This is a genomic window from Shewanella sp. JNE2, assembly GCF_023159115.1.
GTDB lineage: Bacteria > Pseudomonadota > Gammaproteobacteria > Enterobacterales > Shewanellaceae > Shewanella > Shewanella putrefaciens.
This window is the reverse complement of sequence record NZ_CP096169.1, coordinates 4093206-4110403: the sequence shown is the minus strand read 5'-3', so window position 1 is coordinate 4110403 and position 17198 is coordinate 4093206. Positions and strand designations below refer to the sequence as shown.

Here is a 17198-nt window from a genome sequence, read left to right as displayed (position 1 = left end):
CTGTTTTAATTACCTTGTTCAAAGCTCATAACGGCTGAATTGATTGCTGTCTTTGGTCATCAAAGTGACAAATTTAGGGTGGACGAAGAGCTTCTCTTTACCCGATTGCACCTCTTCAAGCACGCCTATGTCGCATAACTGCTTTAAATAAACGGAAGCGGTTTGACGTTTGGCTAAGCCACTTTCGACAAGGTTTTGAATACGGCAATAAGGTTGCTCAAAAATCACTTGTACTAACTCATGGCTGTAAATTTTGGGTAGCTGCTGACGTACATATTCTGTGGTATGGGCGATGAGTTCGCGCGCTGCGGCAATTTTATGGGTGGTCCATTTAGCCGTTTGCTCGACAGCGTTAAGGATAAAGATGATCCACGGCTGCCACTCTTGCTGAGTCGTCACGTTAAGCAATAAACGGTAATAGTCTTGCTTATTCGCGACGATATAGCGGCTCAGATATAAGATAGGTGCGCTAAGCAGTTGTTGGTCGATAAGGTAGAGAATATTGAGCACACGGCCTGTACGGCCATTACCATCGATAAAAGGATGGATAGCTTCAAACTGGTAGTGGGCCATAGCCATTTTGATCAGTGGATCAACATCATCTTGATTATGCAAAAAGGCTTCCCAGTTACTGAGTAAGTCACGAATGACACTCTCGCCTGCTGGTGGCGTATAAATAACCTCACCTGTGGCCTGATTCGTTAAGCTAGTACCAGGCACTTTACGCACGTCCATCTGCACGGACTTAATAGTGCTGCAGATTTCTAATGCGGTAGTGACACACAGTGGGCGGTTGCTTAGCTGAGTAAAGCCTTGATAAAGCGCAGTGCGATAACGTAGCGCTTCTTTGGTCATCGGGTCCGCTTGGCTATCTTCTTGGGCATACTGAAACAGCTTGTCGGTGGTGGTAACGATATTTTCAATCTCGCTACTGCCTTGGGCTTCTAGCAGGGGCAATAAATTAATCAATAAGCCTTGATTGGGCAGTAGTTCACCTGCTTGCTTTAGCTCTGCAAGGGCGGCGCGGGCAGGAATACAGGCTTTGAGTATGGGTAAGGTTTCGGCCAACTCCGCGAGTGCGCTGTCTAGCGGTAGTGGCGGTAAATGGTTGTATGCTTGTTCAGCTTGCCATTCCATGTTTAAAAAACCTTCTTTTATCGACATAAATAGAAATTGCGGTGAGCTTATGTCGATTCAATCGACATGTAAAGAAAACATGTTTACAAAACTTAGTTTAATCGACATGTTTTGGTTGTTTTGGGGACTCATGTCGATAGTATCAACATCGAAGGAGCGTTAGGGTTGCCGTTTTGTGTTCAGTGACATGTAGAGAAAGTACCAATATCCATACACATGCAGACGACAACTGTCTTAACACTGCTCCATAGCCTACTTGCCCACTAACCTACTTGCCACAGGTAGGCATTGAGCTCGTCTAAAATGGTATCGAGTTGGTCATTGAGTACACTGTTAAAGCGTTTGGCACCACCGTCACTGGCAAAACGATTATTCACAAAGGCTTTATCAATCACAGCCTCATGCACCAATTGTTTTGCTAGACGGTCTAGCCACTTACGTTGGTTTGGGTTCCAATCATGTTCGCTGTAAATGCGTTGCATGGCGTTGTTCACCCGCTGGGCAAAGGGGACTAAGGCCTCATCCAATGCGGCTTGGCGAATATAGCCGATAATACTGGCGGCGATATCTTGGTTGGTGTTTTTACGCCACGCACTTTGCAAGTGGGCTTCGCTATAGCCTGCCTCATCAAGCAGTAATTTGACCTCTTTTAGCTGAGCTCGGGTGAGATCTTTAGGTCGATTTACCACAACGGACAAGGCTGCTGATTGGTTAATGTTTTGCTTAATGAAGTGACTGAAGCTTTCAAGATAATCAGCGGGTTTTTCGTGTATACCATAATTTTGCTGACGCTCTATGAACTCATCACGCCCTTCATAGATGATCGGCATATTGTCGCTACCCACCAGATAACGGACTTCGGCTAACTGATTAATCAAACTTTGGTGCTGCTTAAAAAATTGTGCCGCCTCTCTGGGGCCAATTTGATGTAGATGCTGGTGGAGTTTCGCTGGTGCTACGCCCCATAACTCTTCAAGTTGCTCAAGCTTGGCTTTAAGCTCTGGCTTATTTTCGGCTTTTTTAGTCGCTTTTCGCATCACCCGCATCACTTTCTGCCCAAGTTGATTAAGCACGTCGTGGGCATGGCTATTGGTGTGACTATCTGTCCCTGAACCTGAACCGACTTGTTCACCAGGGGTATTAAGGGCGCGCTCTAAAAAGGTATCGTCAGTTAACTCGTCTACCAGCTGCTCAAGGGTAATGTTGGGATCTTTCACTATCGGCTTCATAGTGTTAACGGCTTCAAGCGCGCTGTAAATATCAACCGGATCATAAATCTTAAAAGCCGTTTTACCTATGTCGTCACAGCGGCGAGTGGCACGGCCCATCATTTGTTCGTACAGAATGCGTGATTTGACCCGACGTAAAAACACTAAATGACAAATCTTAGGCACATCGATACCGGTTGATAATAGGTCAACAGTAATGGCGATATTAGGGTAACGCTCGTTTTTATATTGGCGTATCAACTGGCTGACTTTATCACTTTGACCGGTGATTTTAGCCACAGCCGCTTGATTGTAGTCATCGCCATACATCTCAAGAAAGGCTTTATCTAATAAGCGTTTTACCATGTCTGCATGCACATCGGTTGCACAAAAAATCATGGTTTTCTCATCGCCAAAAGGGTCTAACTCTTTGATTAATTCTTGGCAGATGACTTCATTAAACGACTCAGTAATCACTCTTTTATTAAAGGATTCAACATCGAACTTTAATTCGTCTTCTAAATCGGCCGTTTCAATTTCACCGGTTTGGGTGTTGATGGAGGTGACGGTTTCGCCTTTTTCAAACTTAATGCCGTGTTTGTTTAACAGCGTTTCATAGCGGATCGGTGGCTCATGGTCGATAAGCCAGTCATCGGCAACGGCCTCACGGTAACTGTAGGTGTAAACGGGTTTACCAAAAATCTCACTTGTATGCTTGGCAGGCGTTGCGGTTAAGCCAATACGCACCGCATCAAAGTAATCGAGCACCCGACGGTAACTGGACAGATATTGGCTGGCATCGCGAGTGGCAAGTTCACCTTCGGTCATTTGCTGATCTAAGGCATAACCTCTGTGCGCTTCATCGACAATAATGCAGTCAAACTCGTCCAGCGGGGGCGGGTTATCCGACATAAAAATCCGTTTAACCATGGCCTGTACTGTCGCGACTTGAATGCGAGTTTCGGCTGCACTTTTCATGTCGCCAAGCTCGGCAATATTGTAGATAGACGACAGCACTTTGTTTTGTTCAAGCTTGGCTTCATCAAAGGAGTCGCACGCTTGCTCACCCAAGGCGGTTCTATCAACAAGGAACAAGATACGCCTAAAACGCTCAGCCTTTAAAAATCGATACATCAAACCAATAATAGTGCGGGTTTTGCCTGTACCTGTGGCCATTGCCAGCAGACACTGAGTGTTATCTTGCGCTAAAGCCGACTCAACAGCTGCGATAGCTTTTTGCTGATAATCGCGCAGACCGAGGTAATCAAAGCCTTCCTGTTGAAGTTTTTGCTCGGCTGCTTCGCGGCTGCGCTTTAGCTTATCAAGCAGGCCATCAGGCGAGTGAAACTGTTGCAGCGCCCGCTTGGTGTTACTGGGTTTACGGGTATCGCGAAACCAAGTGCCTGATAACTCCGCCAGTTGCTTACTAAACTCGCGGCCATTACAGGAGTAGACAAAGGGTATATGGTAATGGCCGTCTGCGTCATCGGCCCATGCAACGGTGCGCCCTTCAATTTCCCATGCACCTTGTTGAGGCGCTATCAGTTTATAGCCTTTGGAGTAACGCTCGGCTTGGGAAATTTTACCAGCAACGTTGGTGTTTTCTTTTTTTGCTTCCACCACTGCAACGGGGACTAAGCCGCAAAATAGGACATAATCAGCGCGGCCTTGCTTACCTTTATACCATGTGGGCCATTCTGTAATCGCGAGGTTTTTACCTTTTTCAGGTCGAGCACCTTTGCGGTAATCTAGCCTTTGGGTATCAGCTATCCACTTGGCCTCATTTAATTGCTGATCAATCAGTACCCGAGTTAACTCTTCGCTTAACTCAATGTGATTACCCGCTTTGCTCGCTTGCTGACTAAGTTGTTTCTTGTTTTTTGTCGCCGCTTGGTTATCGACTTGAGCAAGCTGTACTAATTCAGCTTGTAGCGCTTTAATGCGTAATTCGAATTGATGCTTTTGCTCTACGAGAGCTTGCTCATGCTGCGCGGCCAACTTTGACAACGCTCGCGCCTCTGCATCCATTTGCTCAGCTAATACCGCGTACTCTTCTTTCTCACGGGCCAGTAATGTTGTTAATTGCTGATTATCGACTAATTGCTGGTGGTTATCGTTAAGTTCGCTACGCAATAATTCAATTTGAGTTTGTAACTCTTGCAGTTGCTGACTGGGATCTTCAGGTGGGACAAACGGGCCAGCTTTAAATGCGGTCTTTTGATCGCCAAATGTATGATGGAACCAAATCGCTAGGCTACGAGCAAGCTTTAAGCCTTCTAATGCTTCTTTATGTTGGGTTCGAAATTGGTGAGTTGCTTTATTGCCTTCAATCCTTAAGGCATGAAATAACTGGCGGACCACAGGCTCTAAGGTTAACTCACGATTAATTTTGAAGAGTAAATCTGCCTGAGTCGTTTTGTCATCAAACTCTATGCCGCATCGAGCCGCAATATCTTGCGCCATCGCTTCACCTAACTGGCGCAGCTTAATTAAGGTGGTGTTGGGATCGCTGATAAACGCACGTTCAGCACTGCTGGCCAAATCGATAAAAATAGGGTCGTATGGTTTGAGAAAACTAAAGTTAGCAGAGTCCTTTTCAGTACTCTGGCCTTGTGTGTCTAATCCCATCATTCCCTCGTAGCGCGATTATTTTCAATGTAATCATATCTTTTACAAACAGTTTAATCACCAGTTAAGTTTAGAAGTTGTTAACCCACTCATTATTAGTACGAGTTGAAAACTCTCGCTAACACTGTTTCGGTGCTTTGGTTAGAATGCGTTTAATCAACAGCTTTATTTTGTCACATGGAAGACGACATGGATCTCGATTGCATTCCAACTATTGAATCACTGCTAGAGCAAAACGCCATCTGCTTTACTGGGCGTCCAGATTTAATTGACCGTTATCTGGTTTTAATGGATTTAATAATACCAATAGAAACAATGGCACTGCTTGATGATATAGGCATCCCTTTCAAATCTTTTGAGTGGAATTCGTATCCCATTTACGGCTCTGAAACGAAGAACAGCAAAGTGAGAGAGTCTCCTATACTCGATTGCGATGACCTTTCTCTAAAGGAGTCGATTAAGTTACCTAATAGACCACTTTATACCGTTCATCTTGATGCGGATTTCACCGTCACTGCACATGTCCGGTGTAATAATGGTTATTTTGATAAGCTAATCTATAAAAAAATTGGCGTGAACCCCAAAAGGTTAACGCACAGTCTAAAAGCGGTAACGCGGGCAATAGACCAGTCACCAGCGTTCTTTATCTGCACTAAGTGCAATAAATTAATTGATGCCAATTTTAAGTCTCAAGATGGATCGGCCACATGTGCCTACAGCGCTTGCGGCAGGTTTGTGGAACAGCACTTTGATGTTCTATCTGATAAAGTCACAAGCTCCTTATATAATAAAGATATAAGTATCGATATATTTGACGATTACATAGCCATCTCCATTGGTTTAATCACTTGGCCGCATCCGCATGAACCGAGCTTTGAATGGGTTATTCAACGGGAAATGGCTCTTAGTTCTACACCGCGACAGGTTAAGTCTGCAGCAAAAGCTATCCACGATAGTAAGATTGCCCGTGGAAAGTGTAAGCACTGTAATGAGTCTATGAATGCAGGGCATATGTTCGATGATGATACCTGCCAAAGTTGTGCTACGGGCGTATATGGAGTTGTTTATTGATTTTGGTGTCTAGATGGAGTCAAGTGCCTGGTATTGGGGAGGAGCACCAGTTAACGTGAGATGAATGACAAACCAAGCATGATTTTGACTGTGTGTAACTATGTGTGTATTAAATAGCAAAAAAGCCTGAATTTCTTCAGGCTTTTTCTTTTTAATACAACAGTTTAATCCTTACGGATTAGTTCATGCCGTATTTTTTCAATTTTTTACGCAGAGTACCACGGTTGATACCTAGCATGTTTGCTGCGCGGGTTTGGTTGCCACGAGTGTGTTGCATGATGATGTCAAGCAGAGGCGCTTCTACTTCGCTTAGCACCATTTCATAAACTTCCTGTGCTTCCTGACCGTCCAACTGTGCGAAGAAGTTAGTTACGGCACGTTTCACTGCGTCACGTAATAACTGGGGCTTGATAGTGCCGTTTGCGGTTTCGATTTTGCCAACGGTAAGCTGGTGAACTTCTGTATTAGTTGTCTGATCAAACATTCTATTCTGCTCTTTATTAATTCTGTGCTAATTCATCAAAATAACATTCCACGAGGGAATACTGTTCTGCAGCGGTTTCCAGCCGATTAAAGTCAGCCCTAAATTGGCGCTGAGCTTCTTGGTCTAGGTACCATCCCATATGTTTTCTAGCGAAGCGGATGCCCTTATATTCGCCATATAAATCATACAGTTTGGTGAGGTGTTCCAGCATAACTTCTCGTTGCTGGGCAACCTCAATGGGCGCTAGCTTATTACCCGTTTCCAAGTAGTGCTGGATTTCTCTGAAAATCCAAGGTCGTCCTTGAGCACCCCGTCCTATCATCAGAGCATCGACACCAGTGTAGTCCAGCACGAAGCGGGCCTTTTCCGGACTGTCGATATCCCCATTGGCGACAACAGGAATCGAGACATTCTGTTTGATTGCTTTAATAGTGTCGTACTCGGCATCGCCTTTGTACATGCATTGTCTCGTACGGCCGTGAACGGCGAGTGAGGCAATACCACAATCCTCAGCAATCTGGGCGATTTGAACACCGTTCCTGTGTTCTGGAGCCCAACCTGTGCGAATCTTTAACGTGACGGGCACATTCACTGCGGCGACCACGGCTTGTAAAATGGCTTTTACTAAGGGTGGGTTTTGCATCAGTGCTGAGCCAGCCAGCTTTTTATTCACTTTTTTTGCAGGACATCCCATATTGATATCAATGATGTGGGCGCCTTGTTCAACGTTGAACTGAGCAGCCTGTGCCATTAAATCAGGATCGGCCCCTGCAATTTGCACTGAGCGTATACCTTCCTCGCCAGAATGCATCATGCGTTGGCGGCTTTTATCTGTTTCCCAAACATCAGGATTAGATGAAAGCATCTCTGACACCGCAAGGGCTGCGCCATAACGAAGACAGAGATTACGGAAGACTTGATCGGTGACACCTGCCATTGGTGCCACGATCAGCTGATTCTTCAGTTGATAGGGTCCAATCTGCATTTATGATTCACCTTAGCTCTTCAAAGGGGCGCTATAGTAGCCCTTTTTGTTGGCCGTGAAAAGGTCAATAAATGACCTAGGCGCAATTTTTTTTCTTGACTTTTAAGCGTTGAGAAGTAATTAGCAAAATTAGCCGAAGCCAGCCGTGGCGCATGTTAGGCCATGGCATTACTGCTATTTACGCTTACCTGTCAAGCGACTCCAGTCTTCTTTGTGAGCTGCTTCGTCCATATCGAACCATTGACTGTAAAAGTCTGAGATTTCTTGCGCTTGTTCTTTGAGGAGGCCAGAAAGCGCTAATTTACCACCACTTTTTACCCGTTCAGCGATAAGTGGAGCAAGTTCACGCAGTGGGCCTGCGAGGATGTTAGCCACTAATACATCAGCCTTAAGATCGGCGGGTTGATCTTCTGGCAAATACAACGCCAGCTTGTCGGCGACATTATTGCGCTCGGCATTAGCACGTGAGGCGTCAATGGCTTGATAGTCGATATCGATACCTGTGACTTTTTTCGCGCCAAGTTTTAGTGCGGCCACGGCTAAGATACCGGAGCCACAACCAAAGTCGATCACTTCTTCATTGCTTAAATCTAGACTGTCTAACCATTCTAAACACAGTGCAGTGGTTGGGTGAGTGCCGGTGCCGAAGGCTAGACCTGGATCGAGGATAACATTGACCGCGGTTGGATCTGGGATTTCGCGCCAGCTTGGGCAAATCCATAAACGAGAGCCAAATTGGATAGGATGGAAGTTATCCATCCACTCGCGCACCCAATCTTTGTCTTCAATCTGCTCAATTTTATGGCTGAAGTTGTCGCCTAAAAATGGCAGGTTTTTTAGCATTTCTATTGTTGGGGTGAGGTCGGTGTCCGCTTCGAACAACGCGACGACCACAGTATCACGCCACAATGGGGTTTCGCCCAGTTTAGGTTCAAAAATCGGTGTGTCTTTTCCGTCTTCGAAGGTGATTGAGACTGAACCTTCTTCCATGAGTAAGTCGCTAATGGTTTCAGCATCATCGCTATTGGTGTTTATGCGGAGTTGGATCCAAGGCATGGGAGGTATCCTGTGACTAAGCGTTCAAAAGGTAAGGGGTGAAATATGGCGCTATTGTATACCCAAACTGCTTAAAAATGCAGGATTGAGCTGGAATTTAACGTGCTTTAGCTAAGCCGTAGGGAGGGCTACCATCGCGTAGCGTTTTGTTGCTGGTGATTGCGTTATTGCGCTTTTATCTGTCCAGACAAGGTGTTAGCGAGTGAGTCAGTATTAGTGTTAAAAAGCGAATTGTCAGTTTTATTTTTTACTATAACCATATGAAATTTATTGGTTAATTGGTTTTACCTTTGTTTGGTTTGAATGTGTGTTTTGTGATCTTCTTCTAAGAGTTGCATTCTGTCGAGTGAGGTAGCTCACGCTTTAAATCTGTGACGCTGAACGGCGATTTTTGTTGCTGCTATGGTGTAGCTTGCCCAGAGGTGCCAACAATAAACACATAGGTATAAGCAAGATGACAAGCGTAACTCGAGTCCACAATCGCGTGAATACACCCGCACTAGGACACCCATGGTCGGCTAGGGCAGATAAATTACAGAGTGCCACAGGTCTTATGCTTGGGTGTTTTCTATTGCTGCATATGCATTTTGAGTCGAGCATTCTGCTCGGTAAAGAGGCGTTTTACCACGTAGTACAGTTCCTTGAGGGGGGTATGTTCAGTAGTTCTGGCCATGGTTTTCCTATAGTGACTAAAATATTTTCTGTATTTATGTTACTCGTGGTGATTGTCCATGCTGCGGTCGCGCTTAGACGATTCCCTGCCCAGCTAGGTCAGTGGCGCGCGCTTCGTTCACACTTAGGGGGAATTAAACACAAAGATACCCATGCTTGGTTTTGGCAACTCATCACGGGTTTTATTTTATTTTTCCTTGTGCCAGTACACCTTTTTACCATGATAACTAATCCCGAAATTGGCCCACATTTATCGGCTGAGCGTGTGTATCACAATAATGCTTGGCTACTGTATGCACTTTTACTCCCTGCCGTTGTGATACACGCCATGATTGGTTTGTATCGCGTGTCGGTTAAGTGGGGATTAACGACCAAGCGTTCTAGTCTGCGTAAAGTGGTTAAGGTCTTGATTATCTATTTAATATGCCTAGGTACAGCGAGCTTAATTTCTTACCTTTTTATTGGAAGTGAATTAAGTCTTCCCGTGCAGCCATTTGTCCCCCAGTAGGGATTGGGCTTATCGCCACTATGTCCGTAAAGCAGAATATTATTTCACAGCTAATATTTAAGCATTTGGTTAATTATTTCTCTGTTGATTGATCTGTCTCAGGTTCTGTGATGGATTTGTGAGCGATATTAACTTTTAGCGTTGGATTTACTGGGGTTAGCTCACTGGGCGAGGGCGTGAAATGTCGATTAATTTAAAAATCAAAAAATGGAGTGCGTGGCTGGATTTAAGCCAGAGTTTATCGGGCGTCATTCTTGCTGTCTTTTTGTGGACCCATTTAGTGCTAGTGTCATCGATTTTGTTCGGTGCGGATGCGATGAGTTGGGTTGCGCGCATGATGGAGTTGAGTTTTTTATCTTCTGATGGTCATGGCTATCCTTGGGTTGTGACATGTATCGCCATTGGCATTGCTGTTTTGGCTTTTATTCATGTGCTTGTGGCGCTACAAAAATTGCCAATGAGTTTGCAGCAACAAAGGGCACTACGCCAACAAATGCAGGTGATCAAGCACAGCGATACTCACTTGTGGCGTTGGCAGGCGATTACCGGTGTGGTGATTTTATTGCTGCTTCCTGTACATCTGTGGCTGATTGGATCTGCCCCCGAAACTATTGGCCCCCAAGGCAGTGCTAATCGCATATGGAACCAAGGTGTGTGGATGTTGTACTTGCCATTACTGTTGACGGTGGAGTTACATGCTGCCATTGGTATTTATCGTGTGGCTTTGAAATGGGGCGCAGCGAGGGATCTCAACAGTCGTGCCCGATTACGAAAACTTAAGACAATTATCAGCGTGGTATTTGTATCAGTGGGTATTGCATCGCTGCTGGCATTTTTACCTCATGCAAGTTAAATAAATTCTAATAAAAACATAGTTGTAGTTGATGTGTTATGAGAGAAAACCCGACAATAATAGCAAATCCCGTTAAGGAGCAGGCGTGAAACTGATTTATACCGATTCATTAGTGGTAGGAGCCGGGCTTGCCGGTTTAAGGGTCGCCATTGCATCGAAAGAGCGTGGGCTGGATACCTTAGTTCTATCGCTTATTCCTGCGAAACGTTCACACTCGGCGGCGGCACAAGGGGGAATGCAGGCGAGTTTAGGGAATGCCGTTAAGGGGATGGGTGATGATGAAGATGTCCACTTTCAAGACACTGTAAAAGGTTCCGATTGGGGCTGCGATCAAGAAGTGGCGCGTATGTTTGCTCATTGTGCACCTAAGGCCGTGCGTGAATTAGCAAATTGGGGCGTGCCTTGGTCAAGGGTGAGTGCAGGACCAAGGGAAGTGATAGTCAATGCGCAAAAGGTCACTCTCCATGAGGCCGAGGAAGCTCATGGTCTTATCAACGCCCGTGATTTTGGCGGGACTAAAAAGTGGCGAACCTGTTACACCGCAGATGGGACTGGTCACTCATTATTGTATGCGATGGATAACAAAGCGATTTCTATGGACATTCCCGTCCATGAACGTGTTGAAGCCTTGGCGCTTATTCACGATGGCAAACGCTGTCACGGCGTAGTGGCTCGTTGTTTGATTACGGGTGAACTGCGTGCTTATGTGGCCAAATCCACCACCATTGCTACTGGTGGTTATGGCCGTATCTATGAAGTATCAACAAACGCCATTATCTGTGAAGGTGTAGGGCACGCGCTCGCTTTAGAAACTGGTGTTGCGACCTTAGGTAATATGGAGGCAGTGCAGTTCCATCCGACAGCTATTGTACCTGTGGGGATTCTCACGACAGAGGGATGCCGTGGTGATGGTGGCTTATTGCGCGATAAAGATGGTTATCGCTTTATGCCAGACTATGAACCCGATAAAAAAGAGTTGGCATCGCGGGACGTAGTATCACGCCGTATGACAGAGCATATGCGTAAAGGCAAAGGGGTTGACAGTCCTTATGGACCACATTTATGGCTCGATATTACCCTCTTAGGTCGTAAACATATTGAAACAAACCTTCGGGAAGTACAGGAAATTTGTGAGAACTTTCTGGGTATTGATCCCGCTAAAGATTGGATTCCTGTACGCCCAACTCAGCATTATTCTATGGGCGGTATTCGGACTAATGCCACAGGTGAAAGTCCACAGCTTAAAGGGTTATTTAGCGTGGGTGAGGCGGCTTGTTGGGATATGCACGGCTTTAACCGTTTAGGCGGTAATTCGCTAGCCGAAACTGTGGTCGGGGGCATGATTATCGGTAAATATGTTGCTGATTTTTGTGAAAATAACAGTTTAGAAATCAATACCCAACTTGCTGAAAAGTTTATGAAGCAAGTGCAAGATGAAATCGATACGTTAATCGAAGGGGACGGCACAGAGAGCCCCTTCGAGCTTAAGCATGAAATGCAGCGTATTATGATGGATTACGTGGGGATATTCCGTAATGGCCCCGAGCTTGAAAAAGCGGTTGCCGAGCTTAAAGTCTTGCTCGAGCGTTCACGTAAACTCGGGCTTAAGTGTAAAAAACGTCACGCTAATCCTGAGTTAGTTGAAGCATTACGGGTCAAGCGGATGTTGAAAGTTGCGTTAACCGTAGCCTGCGGCGCAGCAGCGCGTACCGAGAGCCGCGGCGCCCACGCTCGCGAGGATTATCCGCAGCGAAATGACCGAGATTGGCTGAATCGCACGTTGGCAAGCTGGCCTGATCCCAATGCACTTGAACCCATGCTTAATTATGAAGCCCTCGATGTGATGAAGATGGAATTACCGCCTGGCTATCGCGGTTATGGGATCGACAACGCCATAGTGCATCCCGATACCCAAAAACGTGAGCAGCAAATCGCTGAGATTTTAGCAGGGCTGGGTGATGATGCCGATCGCTATCAAAGGCAGCGAGCCCTTATGCCATTTGAGTTACCCGAGAGTTTGCAACCTAATAATGAACGTTTAAGTGACACGTTAAAAAAACCATCAGCCAATGCGTTAGGAGAAAAATCATAATGAGCCAAGGTCGCCAGTTAACCTTTAATATCTTTCGTTATGATCCGCAGGAGCCAAACGATAAGCCGAAAATGGTACGTTATCAGATCACCGAAACACCGGGGATGACGGTATTTATCGCTCTTAATAAACTTAGGGAAGAGCAAGATACTTCGCTACAATTCGATTTTGTTTGTCGTGCAGGTATTTGTGGTAGCTGCGCTATGGTGATCAACGGTTTCCCGACGCTAGCTTGCCGCACCTTAACGGCCAAATACCCTAAGGGCGAAATCACCTTAATGCCGCTGCCAGGTTTTGAGTTGATTGGTGATCTCTCGGTTAACACTGGTAAGTTTATGCGGGAACTGGCCGAACGCTTAAAGCTGTGGTTACACCCTAAGGCCAATGATATAAGCGTGCATCGGCTTGAAAATCCTATGGATCCAGATGAAGCTGCGCGCTTGTATGAGCTAGAGCGCTGCGTTGAATGTGGCGTGTGTGTTTCTGCCTGCGCGACTAAACAAATGCGTGAAACTTTTGTCGGCGCTGTGGGTATGATGAAAATAGCTCGTTTTGAGATGGACAGCCGTGACGCTCGTACTGCCGAGGATTTTTACCATGTGATTGGCAATCAGGATGGTGTGTTTGGCTGCATGACTTTACTCGGCTGCCAAGATAACTGCCCTAAGGATTTGCCACACATGCAGCAAATTGCGTATTTACGCCGTAAGATGGCCATGACTTTGATTTGATGAGTGATAAATGATGAAAAGCGCCAACGTGTTTGGCGCTTTTTTGTTGATTAGCAGGCGTAGCTTTTGTGAATGTCAGCTCGATTGATGATGTCTGCGGTTTGAGCGACGAATGCTTGAAAGTGCCTACTCGCCATATGTTCATCCAGTGCGGCTTGGGATTGCCACATTTCGTACATCCAGAAGATATTTTCATCATCTAATGAGTGATGCAGTTTGTATTCGATGCAGCCAGCCTCGGTATGAGTGTCTGTCACGAGTTGCTTGAGTATCTTAAATAGCGTATCGCTTTGGCCTTGATTCGCTATGATTTGAGCAAATACTGTTATTTTCATTGGTTAAAACCTTCTAAAACAATTTTACCGATCGCTTTGCCAGACTCTATCTGAGCGTGAGCTTTGATTAAGTTTTGGGCATTAATGGTGCCGTAGTGCTCACCGAACGTACTCTGTAACTCGCCTGTATCGATAAGGGCGCTTAAGCGGTTGAGTAAGTGATGTTGCGCAATCATATCCTCGGTCTGATATAGGCTGCGGGTAAACATCAGTTCCCAGTGTAAGGATAAGCTTTTACGCTTAAGTTTCATCACATCTAATGGCCCCTTAGGATCATCGATTAATGCTAGTTTTCCTTGTGGCTTAAGCACTTGTACTATTTCATCAAAATGCTGATCGGTTTGGGTTAAGCTAATCACATGGGTCACATCAGTAATGCCAATATTGGCAAGTTCCTTTGAAAGTGGCTTGGTGTGGTCGATAACAGCATCGGCACCAAGCTTATGCACCCAAGCGGCGGATTCTGGACGAGATGCAGTGCCTATCACTTCTGCACCTGTGAGTTTTACTGCAAGCTGAGTGATGATTGAACCCACACCGCCGGCCGCTCCGATAATTAAAATACGGGCGTCAGTTGCCGAACCATCTTGGGGTAAAGCTAAACGGTCGAATAAAATCTCCCATGCCGTAATCCCCGTTAAAGGTAATGCCGCGGCTTGGGTATAGGTTAAACTTTTAGGTTTATGGCCGACAATTCGCTCATCAACCAATTGATATTCTGCATAACTTCCGCTGCGACTGATATCGCCCGCATACCACACTTCATCGCCAACGTTGAAAAGACTGACTTTCTCACCAACTGCTTTGACGACACCGACCGCATCCCAGCCGATAATTTTGTATTCACCAGTAGGCGCTGAGCTAGATGCACGGATTTTTGTATCAACCGGATTGACAGAAATGGCTTTGATTTCCACTAAAAGGTCAAAACCTGTCGCAGTTGGCTCGGCTAGCGTGATGTTTTCTAATGCATTGGGCGCTGTTATTGCCCCCGCTGTCTGGTAACCAATGGCTTTCATGTTTATTCCTCTGGGTGTACTTGCTGGAGTCTACTTGTTTGCGTGTACTTGTATCCTGTAGCCATTGTGTGGAAGATTAGCCAAGAGATAAACAGGATAAAGTTTGTAATTTTTTCAAAGGATTTTTGATAATCATGCTAATTAATGATTTAGCTTTGTTCGTGCGAGTCGCTGATTGCGGCAATATATCTGCCGCAGCAGCCGAGATGGATATCTCGGCAGCTTCTGCCAGTGCTGCAATAAAACGGCTTGAGAAACAGCTTGATACTAGTTTATTTATCCGCACTACACGCAGCTTACGTTTGACTGTGCAAGGTGAACGTTATCTTATTCATTGCCGACGTGCGCTAAGCGATTTAGCACTTGGCGAACAGGCTATCGCCAGTGATAAAGGTAAAATATCCGGCACCTTAAGCCTTTCGGTTTCTTCAGACTTTGGCCGTAATCTGTTTGTGCCTTGGCTCGACGAGTTTTTGCTCGATTTCCCTCAACTGTTAGTGCGCTTGCACCTTGGCGACAATATCAGCAGTTTTTACCACGATAAAATTGATGTCGCCGTGCGCTATGGAAAACCGCAGGATTCTAACCAAGTGGCTTTTCCTATCTGTAGTGTTGATCGTGTTTTGTGCGCCTCACCTGAATATCTCGCCAAGTTTGGTGTGCTTGATTCATTAGAACAATTAGTTGAGCATAATTGCTTGTTTTATAAGTTAGATGATCGCACCCACGATCAATGGCTATTTAGGCGTGATGGTCAAGAATTCAAAGTGCGTGTCACGGGCAATCGTAGTGCTAATGATGCCGAGATTGCCCGCCGTTGGGCTGTTGCTGGCAAAGGGTTGGTATTTAAGTCGAGTCTAGATCTGGCCGATGACTTAATCTCAGGGCGATTAGTACGTTTGTTGCCTGAGTATCAGGGGGAGCCCGTCGATTTGTACTTAGTGTGCCCAGGACGTGAACATGTCACGCCCGTCGTGCTCTTACTGCGGGAAATGCTCCGGCAGCGAACACAGGCTCTAAGTAAAAACTTGAGTAAAATATTAGCAGTGAAAAAATCTTAGATAACAAAAAAGCCGCATAATGCGGCTTTTAGCTTAGAGACTCACTGAGATTTAAGACTTAGTGCGTTTCATGGCGGTAAAGAACTCTTCGTTAGTCTTGGTCATCGCCAATTTATCGATTAAGAATTCCATTGCGCTAACCTCATCCATAGGATTGAGGATTTTACGCAGGATCCACATTTTTTGCAGTTCTTCTTGAGTCGTGAGTTTTTCTTCACGACGCGTACCGCTGCGGTTGAAGTCAATGGCTGGGAACACGCGCTTTTCTGCCGCTTTACGTGACAAATGTAGCTCTTGGTTACCTGTACCTTTAAATTCTTCGTAGATCACTTCGTCCATCTTCGAACCCGTATCTACCAAGGCTGTGGCGATAATGGTCAAGCTGCCGCCGTGTTCGATGTTACGTGCCGCACCGAAGAAGCGTTTTGGACGGTGTAGGGCGTTAGCATCCACACCACCAGTTAACACTTTGCCAGATGATGGGATAACAGTGTTATAAGCACGGGCTAAACGGGTGATTGAGTCGAGTAAGATAACGACGTCTTTCTTGTGCTCAACCAAGCGTTTTGCTTTTTCAATCACCATTTCAGCCACTTGAACGTGACGGCTGGCTGGTTCATCGAAGGTTGATGCGATAACTTCGCCCTTAACGAGGCGCTGCATCTCTGTTACTTCTTCTGGGCGTTCGTCGATCAGCAATACCATCAACACCACTTCTGGGTTGTTGTAGCTGATGCTTTGAGCAATACCTTGAAGTAATAGCGTTTTACCGGCTTTTGGTGGTGCAACGATCAAACCACGTTGACCTTTACCAATCGGTGAGCATAAATCCAGAATACGCGCAGTGATATCTTCAGTTGAGCCATTTCCACGCTCCATACGCATACGTTCTTCGGCGTGGAGTGGGGTTAAGTTTTCAAATAGGATTTTATTGCGAGAGTTTTCTGGTTTATCGAAGTTAACTTCATTGACTTTCAGTAGAGCGAAATATCGTTCACCTTCTTTTGGTGGACGAATCTTACCAAAAATGGTGTCACCCGTTCGCATATTGAAGCGGCGAATTTGACTCGGTGAGACGTAAATATCGTCTGGACCAGCCAAATAAGATCCGTCTGAGCTGCGTAAGAAGCCGAAACCGTCTTGGAGTATTTCTAATACCCCACCGCCGAAAATGTCTTCTCCACTTTTGGCGTGGGCTTTAAGGATTGAGAAAATAATGTCCTGCTTGCGAGCGCGGGCCATATTTTCGAGTTTCATATTTTCGGCTAGCGAGACTAGGTCAGAAATCGGCGTGTCTTTTAATTCAGTTAAGTTCATTTTGGGGGTCTTGTGTTACGCGACAAAGCTTACCGCGATCA

At 45.7% G+C, this 17198-nt stretch carries 14 protein-coding genes; 6 read left to right on the top strand and 8 right to left on the bottom strand.

Annotated features, from left to right (window positions below):
* Positions 1 to 18: 18 nt before the first annotated feature.
* Positions 19 to 1137 carry a protein adenylyltransferase Fic gene (fic, locus tag MZ182_RS18270; RefSeq protein ID WP_248067497.1) on the bottom strand — a complete coding sequence of 373 codons (1119 nt, stop codon included), beginning with the start codon at positions 1135 to 1137 and terminating at the stop codon, positions 19 to 21.
* Between the two features lie 263 nt (positions 1138 to 1400).
* A complete protein-coding gene (hsdR, locus tag MZ182_RS18265; protein ID WP_248067500.1) occupies positions 1401 to 4973 on the bottom strand; it encodes a type I restriction-modification system endonuclease in 3573 nt (1190 codons plus the stop codon).
* A 189-nt stretch (positions 4974 to 5162) separates the two neighbouring features.
* Between hsdR and MZ182_RS18260 the strand changes: the two genes are divergently transcribed.
* Positions 5163 to 6044, top strand: a complete 882-nt coding sequence (locus MZ182_RS18260) for a hypothetical protein (RefSeq protein ID WP_248067502.1) — start codon at positions 5163 to 5165, stop codon at positions 6042 to 6044.
* Between the two features lie 178 nt (positions 6045 to 6222).
* On the opposite strand, the gene fis is transcribed toward MZ182_RS18260, so the two are convergent.
* The 3 genes from fis to prmA form a co-directional block, all read right to left on the bottom strand.
* Positions 6223 to 6528, bottom strand: a complete 306-nt coding sequence (gene fis, locus MZ182_RS18255) for a DNA-binding transcriptional regulator Fis (RefSeq protein ID WP_006083371.1) — start codon at positions 6526 to 6528, stop codon at positions 6223 to 6225.
* Positions 6529 to 6544: 16 nt separating this feature from the next.
* Positions 6545 to 7513: a tRNA dihydrouridine synthase DusB gene (gene dusB / locus MZ182_RS18250; RefSeq protein WP_011787883.1), complete on the bottom strand. Its 969-nt coding sequence runs from the start codon at positions 7511 to 7513 to the stop codon at positions 6545 to 6547.
* Positions 7514 to 7687: 174 nt separating this feature from the next.
* On the bottom strand, positions 7688 to 8569 hold the full coding sequence (prmA, locus tag MZ182_RS18245) for a 50S ribosomal protein L11 methyltransferase (protein WP_248067504.1): 882 nt from the start codon (positions 8567 to 8569) through the stop codon (positions 7688 to 7690).
* Positions 8570 to 9023: 454 nt separating this feature from the next.
* Between prmA and MZ182_RS18240 the strand changes: the two genes are divergently transcribed.
* The 4 genes from MZ182_RS18240 (at position 9024) to MZ182_RS18225 (ending at position 13425) form a co-directional block, all read left to right on the top strand.
* Entirely contained in the window at positions 9024 to 9749 is a 726-nt protein-coding gene (locus MZ182_RS18240; RefSeq protein WP_011920044.1) for a fumarate reductase cytochrome b subunit, read from the top strand.
* A 181-nt stretch (positions 9750 to 9930) separates the two neighbouring features.
* On the top strand, positions 9931 to 10602 hold the full coding sequence (locus MZ182_RS18235; protein ID WP_248067507.1) for a fumarate reductase cytochrome b subunit: 672 nt from the start codon (positions 9931 to 9933) through the stop codon (positions 10600 to 10602).
* A gap of 85 nt (positions 10603 to 10687) precedes the next feature.
* Complete coding sequence (locus MZ182_RS18230) at positions 10688 to 12694, top strand: fumarate reductase flavoprotein subunit (protein WP_248067510.1); 2007 nt, start codon at positions 10688 to 10690, stop codon at positions 12692 to 12694.
* Entirely contained in the window at positions 12694 to 13425 is a 732-nt protein-coding gene (locus MZ182_RS18225) for a fumarate reductase iron-sulfur subunit (protein ID WP_248067513.1), read from the top strand. The genes MZ182_RS18230 and MZ182_RS18225 overlap by 1 nt, the downstream gene beginning before the upstream one ends.
* A gap of 50 nt (positions 13426 to 13475) precedes the next feature.
* Here MZ182_RS18225 and MZ182_RS18220 read toward each other — a convergent pair whose 3' ends face one another.
* On the bottom strand, positions 13476 to 13760 hold the full coding sequence (locus MZ182_RS18220; RefSeq protein WP_248067516.1) for a putative quinol monooxygenase: 285 nt from the start codon (positions 13758 to 13760) through the stop codon (positions 13476 to 13478).
* Positions 13757 to 14779 (bottom strand): zinc-binding alcohol dehydrogenase family protein, encoded by a 1023-nt coding sequence (locus MZ182_RS18215; protein WP_248067518.1) that lies wholly within the window; start codon positions 14777 to 14779, stop codon positions 13757 to 13759. Before MZ182_RS18215 ends, MZ182_RS18220 begins: the two co-directional genes overlap by 4 nt.
* 134 nt (positions 14780 to 14913) lie before the next feature.
* On the opposite strand from MZ182_RS18215, the gene MZ182_RS18210 reads away from it, so the two are divergent.
* Complete coding sequence (locus MZ182_RS18210) at positions 14914 to 15840, top strand: LysR family transcriptional regulator (RefSeq protein ID WP_011920041.1); 927 nt, start codon at positions 14914 to 14916, stop codon at positions 15838 to 15840.
* Positions 15841 to 15891: 51 nt separating this feature from the next.
* Here MZ182_RS18210 and rho read toward each other — a convergent pair whose 3' ends face one another.
* Entirely contained in the window at positions 15892 to 17157 is a 1266-nt protein-coding gene (rho, locus tag MZ182_RS18205) for a transcription termination factor Rho (RefSeq protein ID WP_011787892.1), read from the bottom strand.
* Between the last annotated feature and the right edge of the window lie 41 nt (positions 17158 to 17198).

Excerpts from the sequence above, each read along its gene's own strand:
- MZ182_RS18225 (WP_248067513.1), top strand. The coding sequence starts at position 12,694 with ATGAGCCAAGGTCGCCAGTTAACCTTTAATATCTTTCGTTATGATCCG.
- prmA (WP_248067504.1), bottom strand. The coding sequence starts at position 8,569 with ATGCCTTGGATCCAACTCCGCATAAACACCAATAGCGATGATGCTGAA.
- MZ182_RS18220 (WP_248067516.1), bottom strand. The coding sequence starts at position 13,760 with ATGAAAATAACAGTATTTGCTCAAATCATAGCGAATCAAGGCCAAAGC.
- MZ182_RS18235 (WP_248067507.1), top strand. The coding sequence starts at position 9,931 with ATGTCGATTAATTTAAAAATCAAAAAATGGAGTGCGTGGCTGGATTTA.
- fic (WP_248067497.1), bottom strand. The coding sequence starts at position 1,137 with ATGGAATGGCAAGCTGAACAAGCATACAACCATTTACCGCCACTACCG.
- fis (WP_006083371.1), bottom strand. The coding sequence starts at position 6,528 with ATGTTTGATCAGACAACTAATACAGAAGTTCACCAGCTTACCGTTGGC.
- dusB (WP_011787883.1), bottom strand. The coding sequence starts at position 7,513 with ATGCAGATTGGACCCTATCAACTGAAGAATCAGCTGATCGTGGCACCA.
- rho (WP_011787892.1), bottom strand. The coding sequence starts at position 17,157 with ATGAACTTAACTGAATTAAAAGACACGCCGATTTCTGACCTAGTCTCG.
- MZ182_RS18210 (WP_011920041.1), top strand. The coding sequence starts at position 14,914 with ATGCTAATTAATGATTTAGCTTTGTTCGTGCGAGTCGCTGATTGCGGC.
- MZ182_RS18215 (WP_248067518.1), bottom strand. The coding sequence starts at position 14,779 with ATGAAAGCCATTGGTTACCAGACAGCGGGGGCAATAACAGCGCCCAAT.
- hsdR (WP_248067500.1), bottom strand. The coding sequence starts at position 4,973 with ATGGGATTAGACACACAAGGCCAGAGTACTGAAAAGGACTCTGCTAAC.
- MZ182_RS18260 (WP_248067502.1), top strand. The coding sequence starts at position 5,163 with ATGGATCTCGATTGCATTCCAACTATTGAATCACTGCTAGAGCAAAAC.
- MZ182_RS18240 (WP_011920044.1), top strand. The coding sequence starts at position 9,024 with ATGACAAGCGTAACTCGAGTCCACAATCGCGTGAATACACCCGCACTA.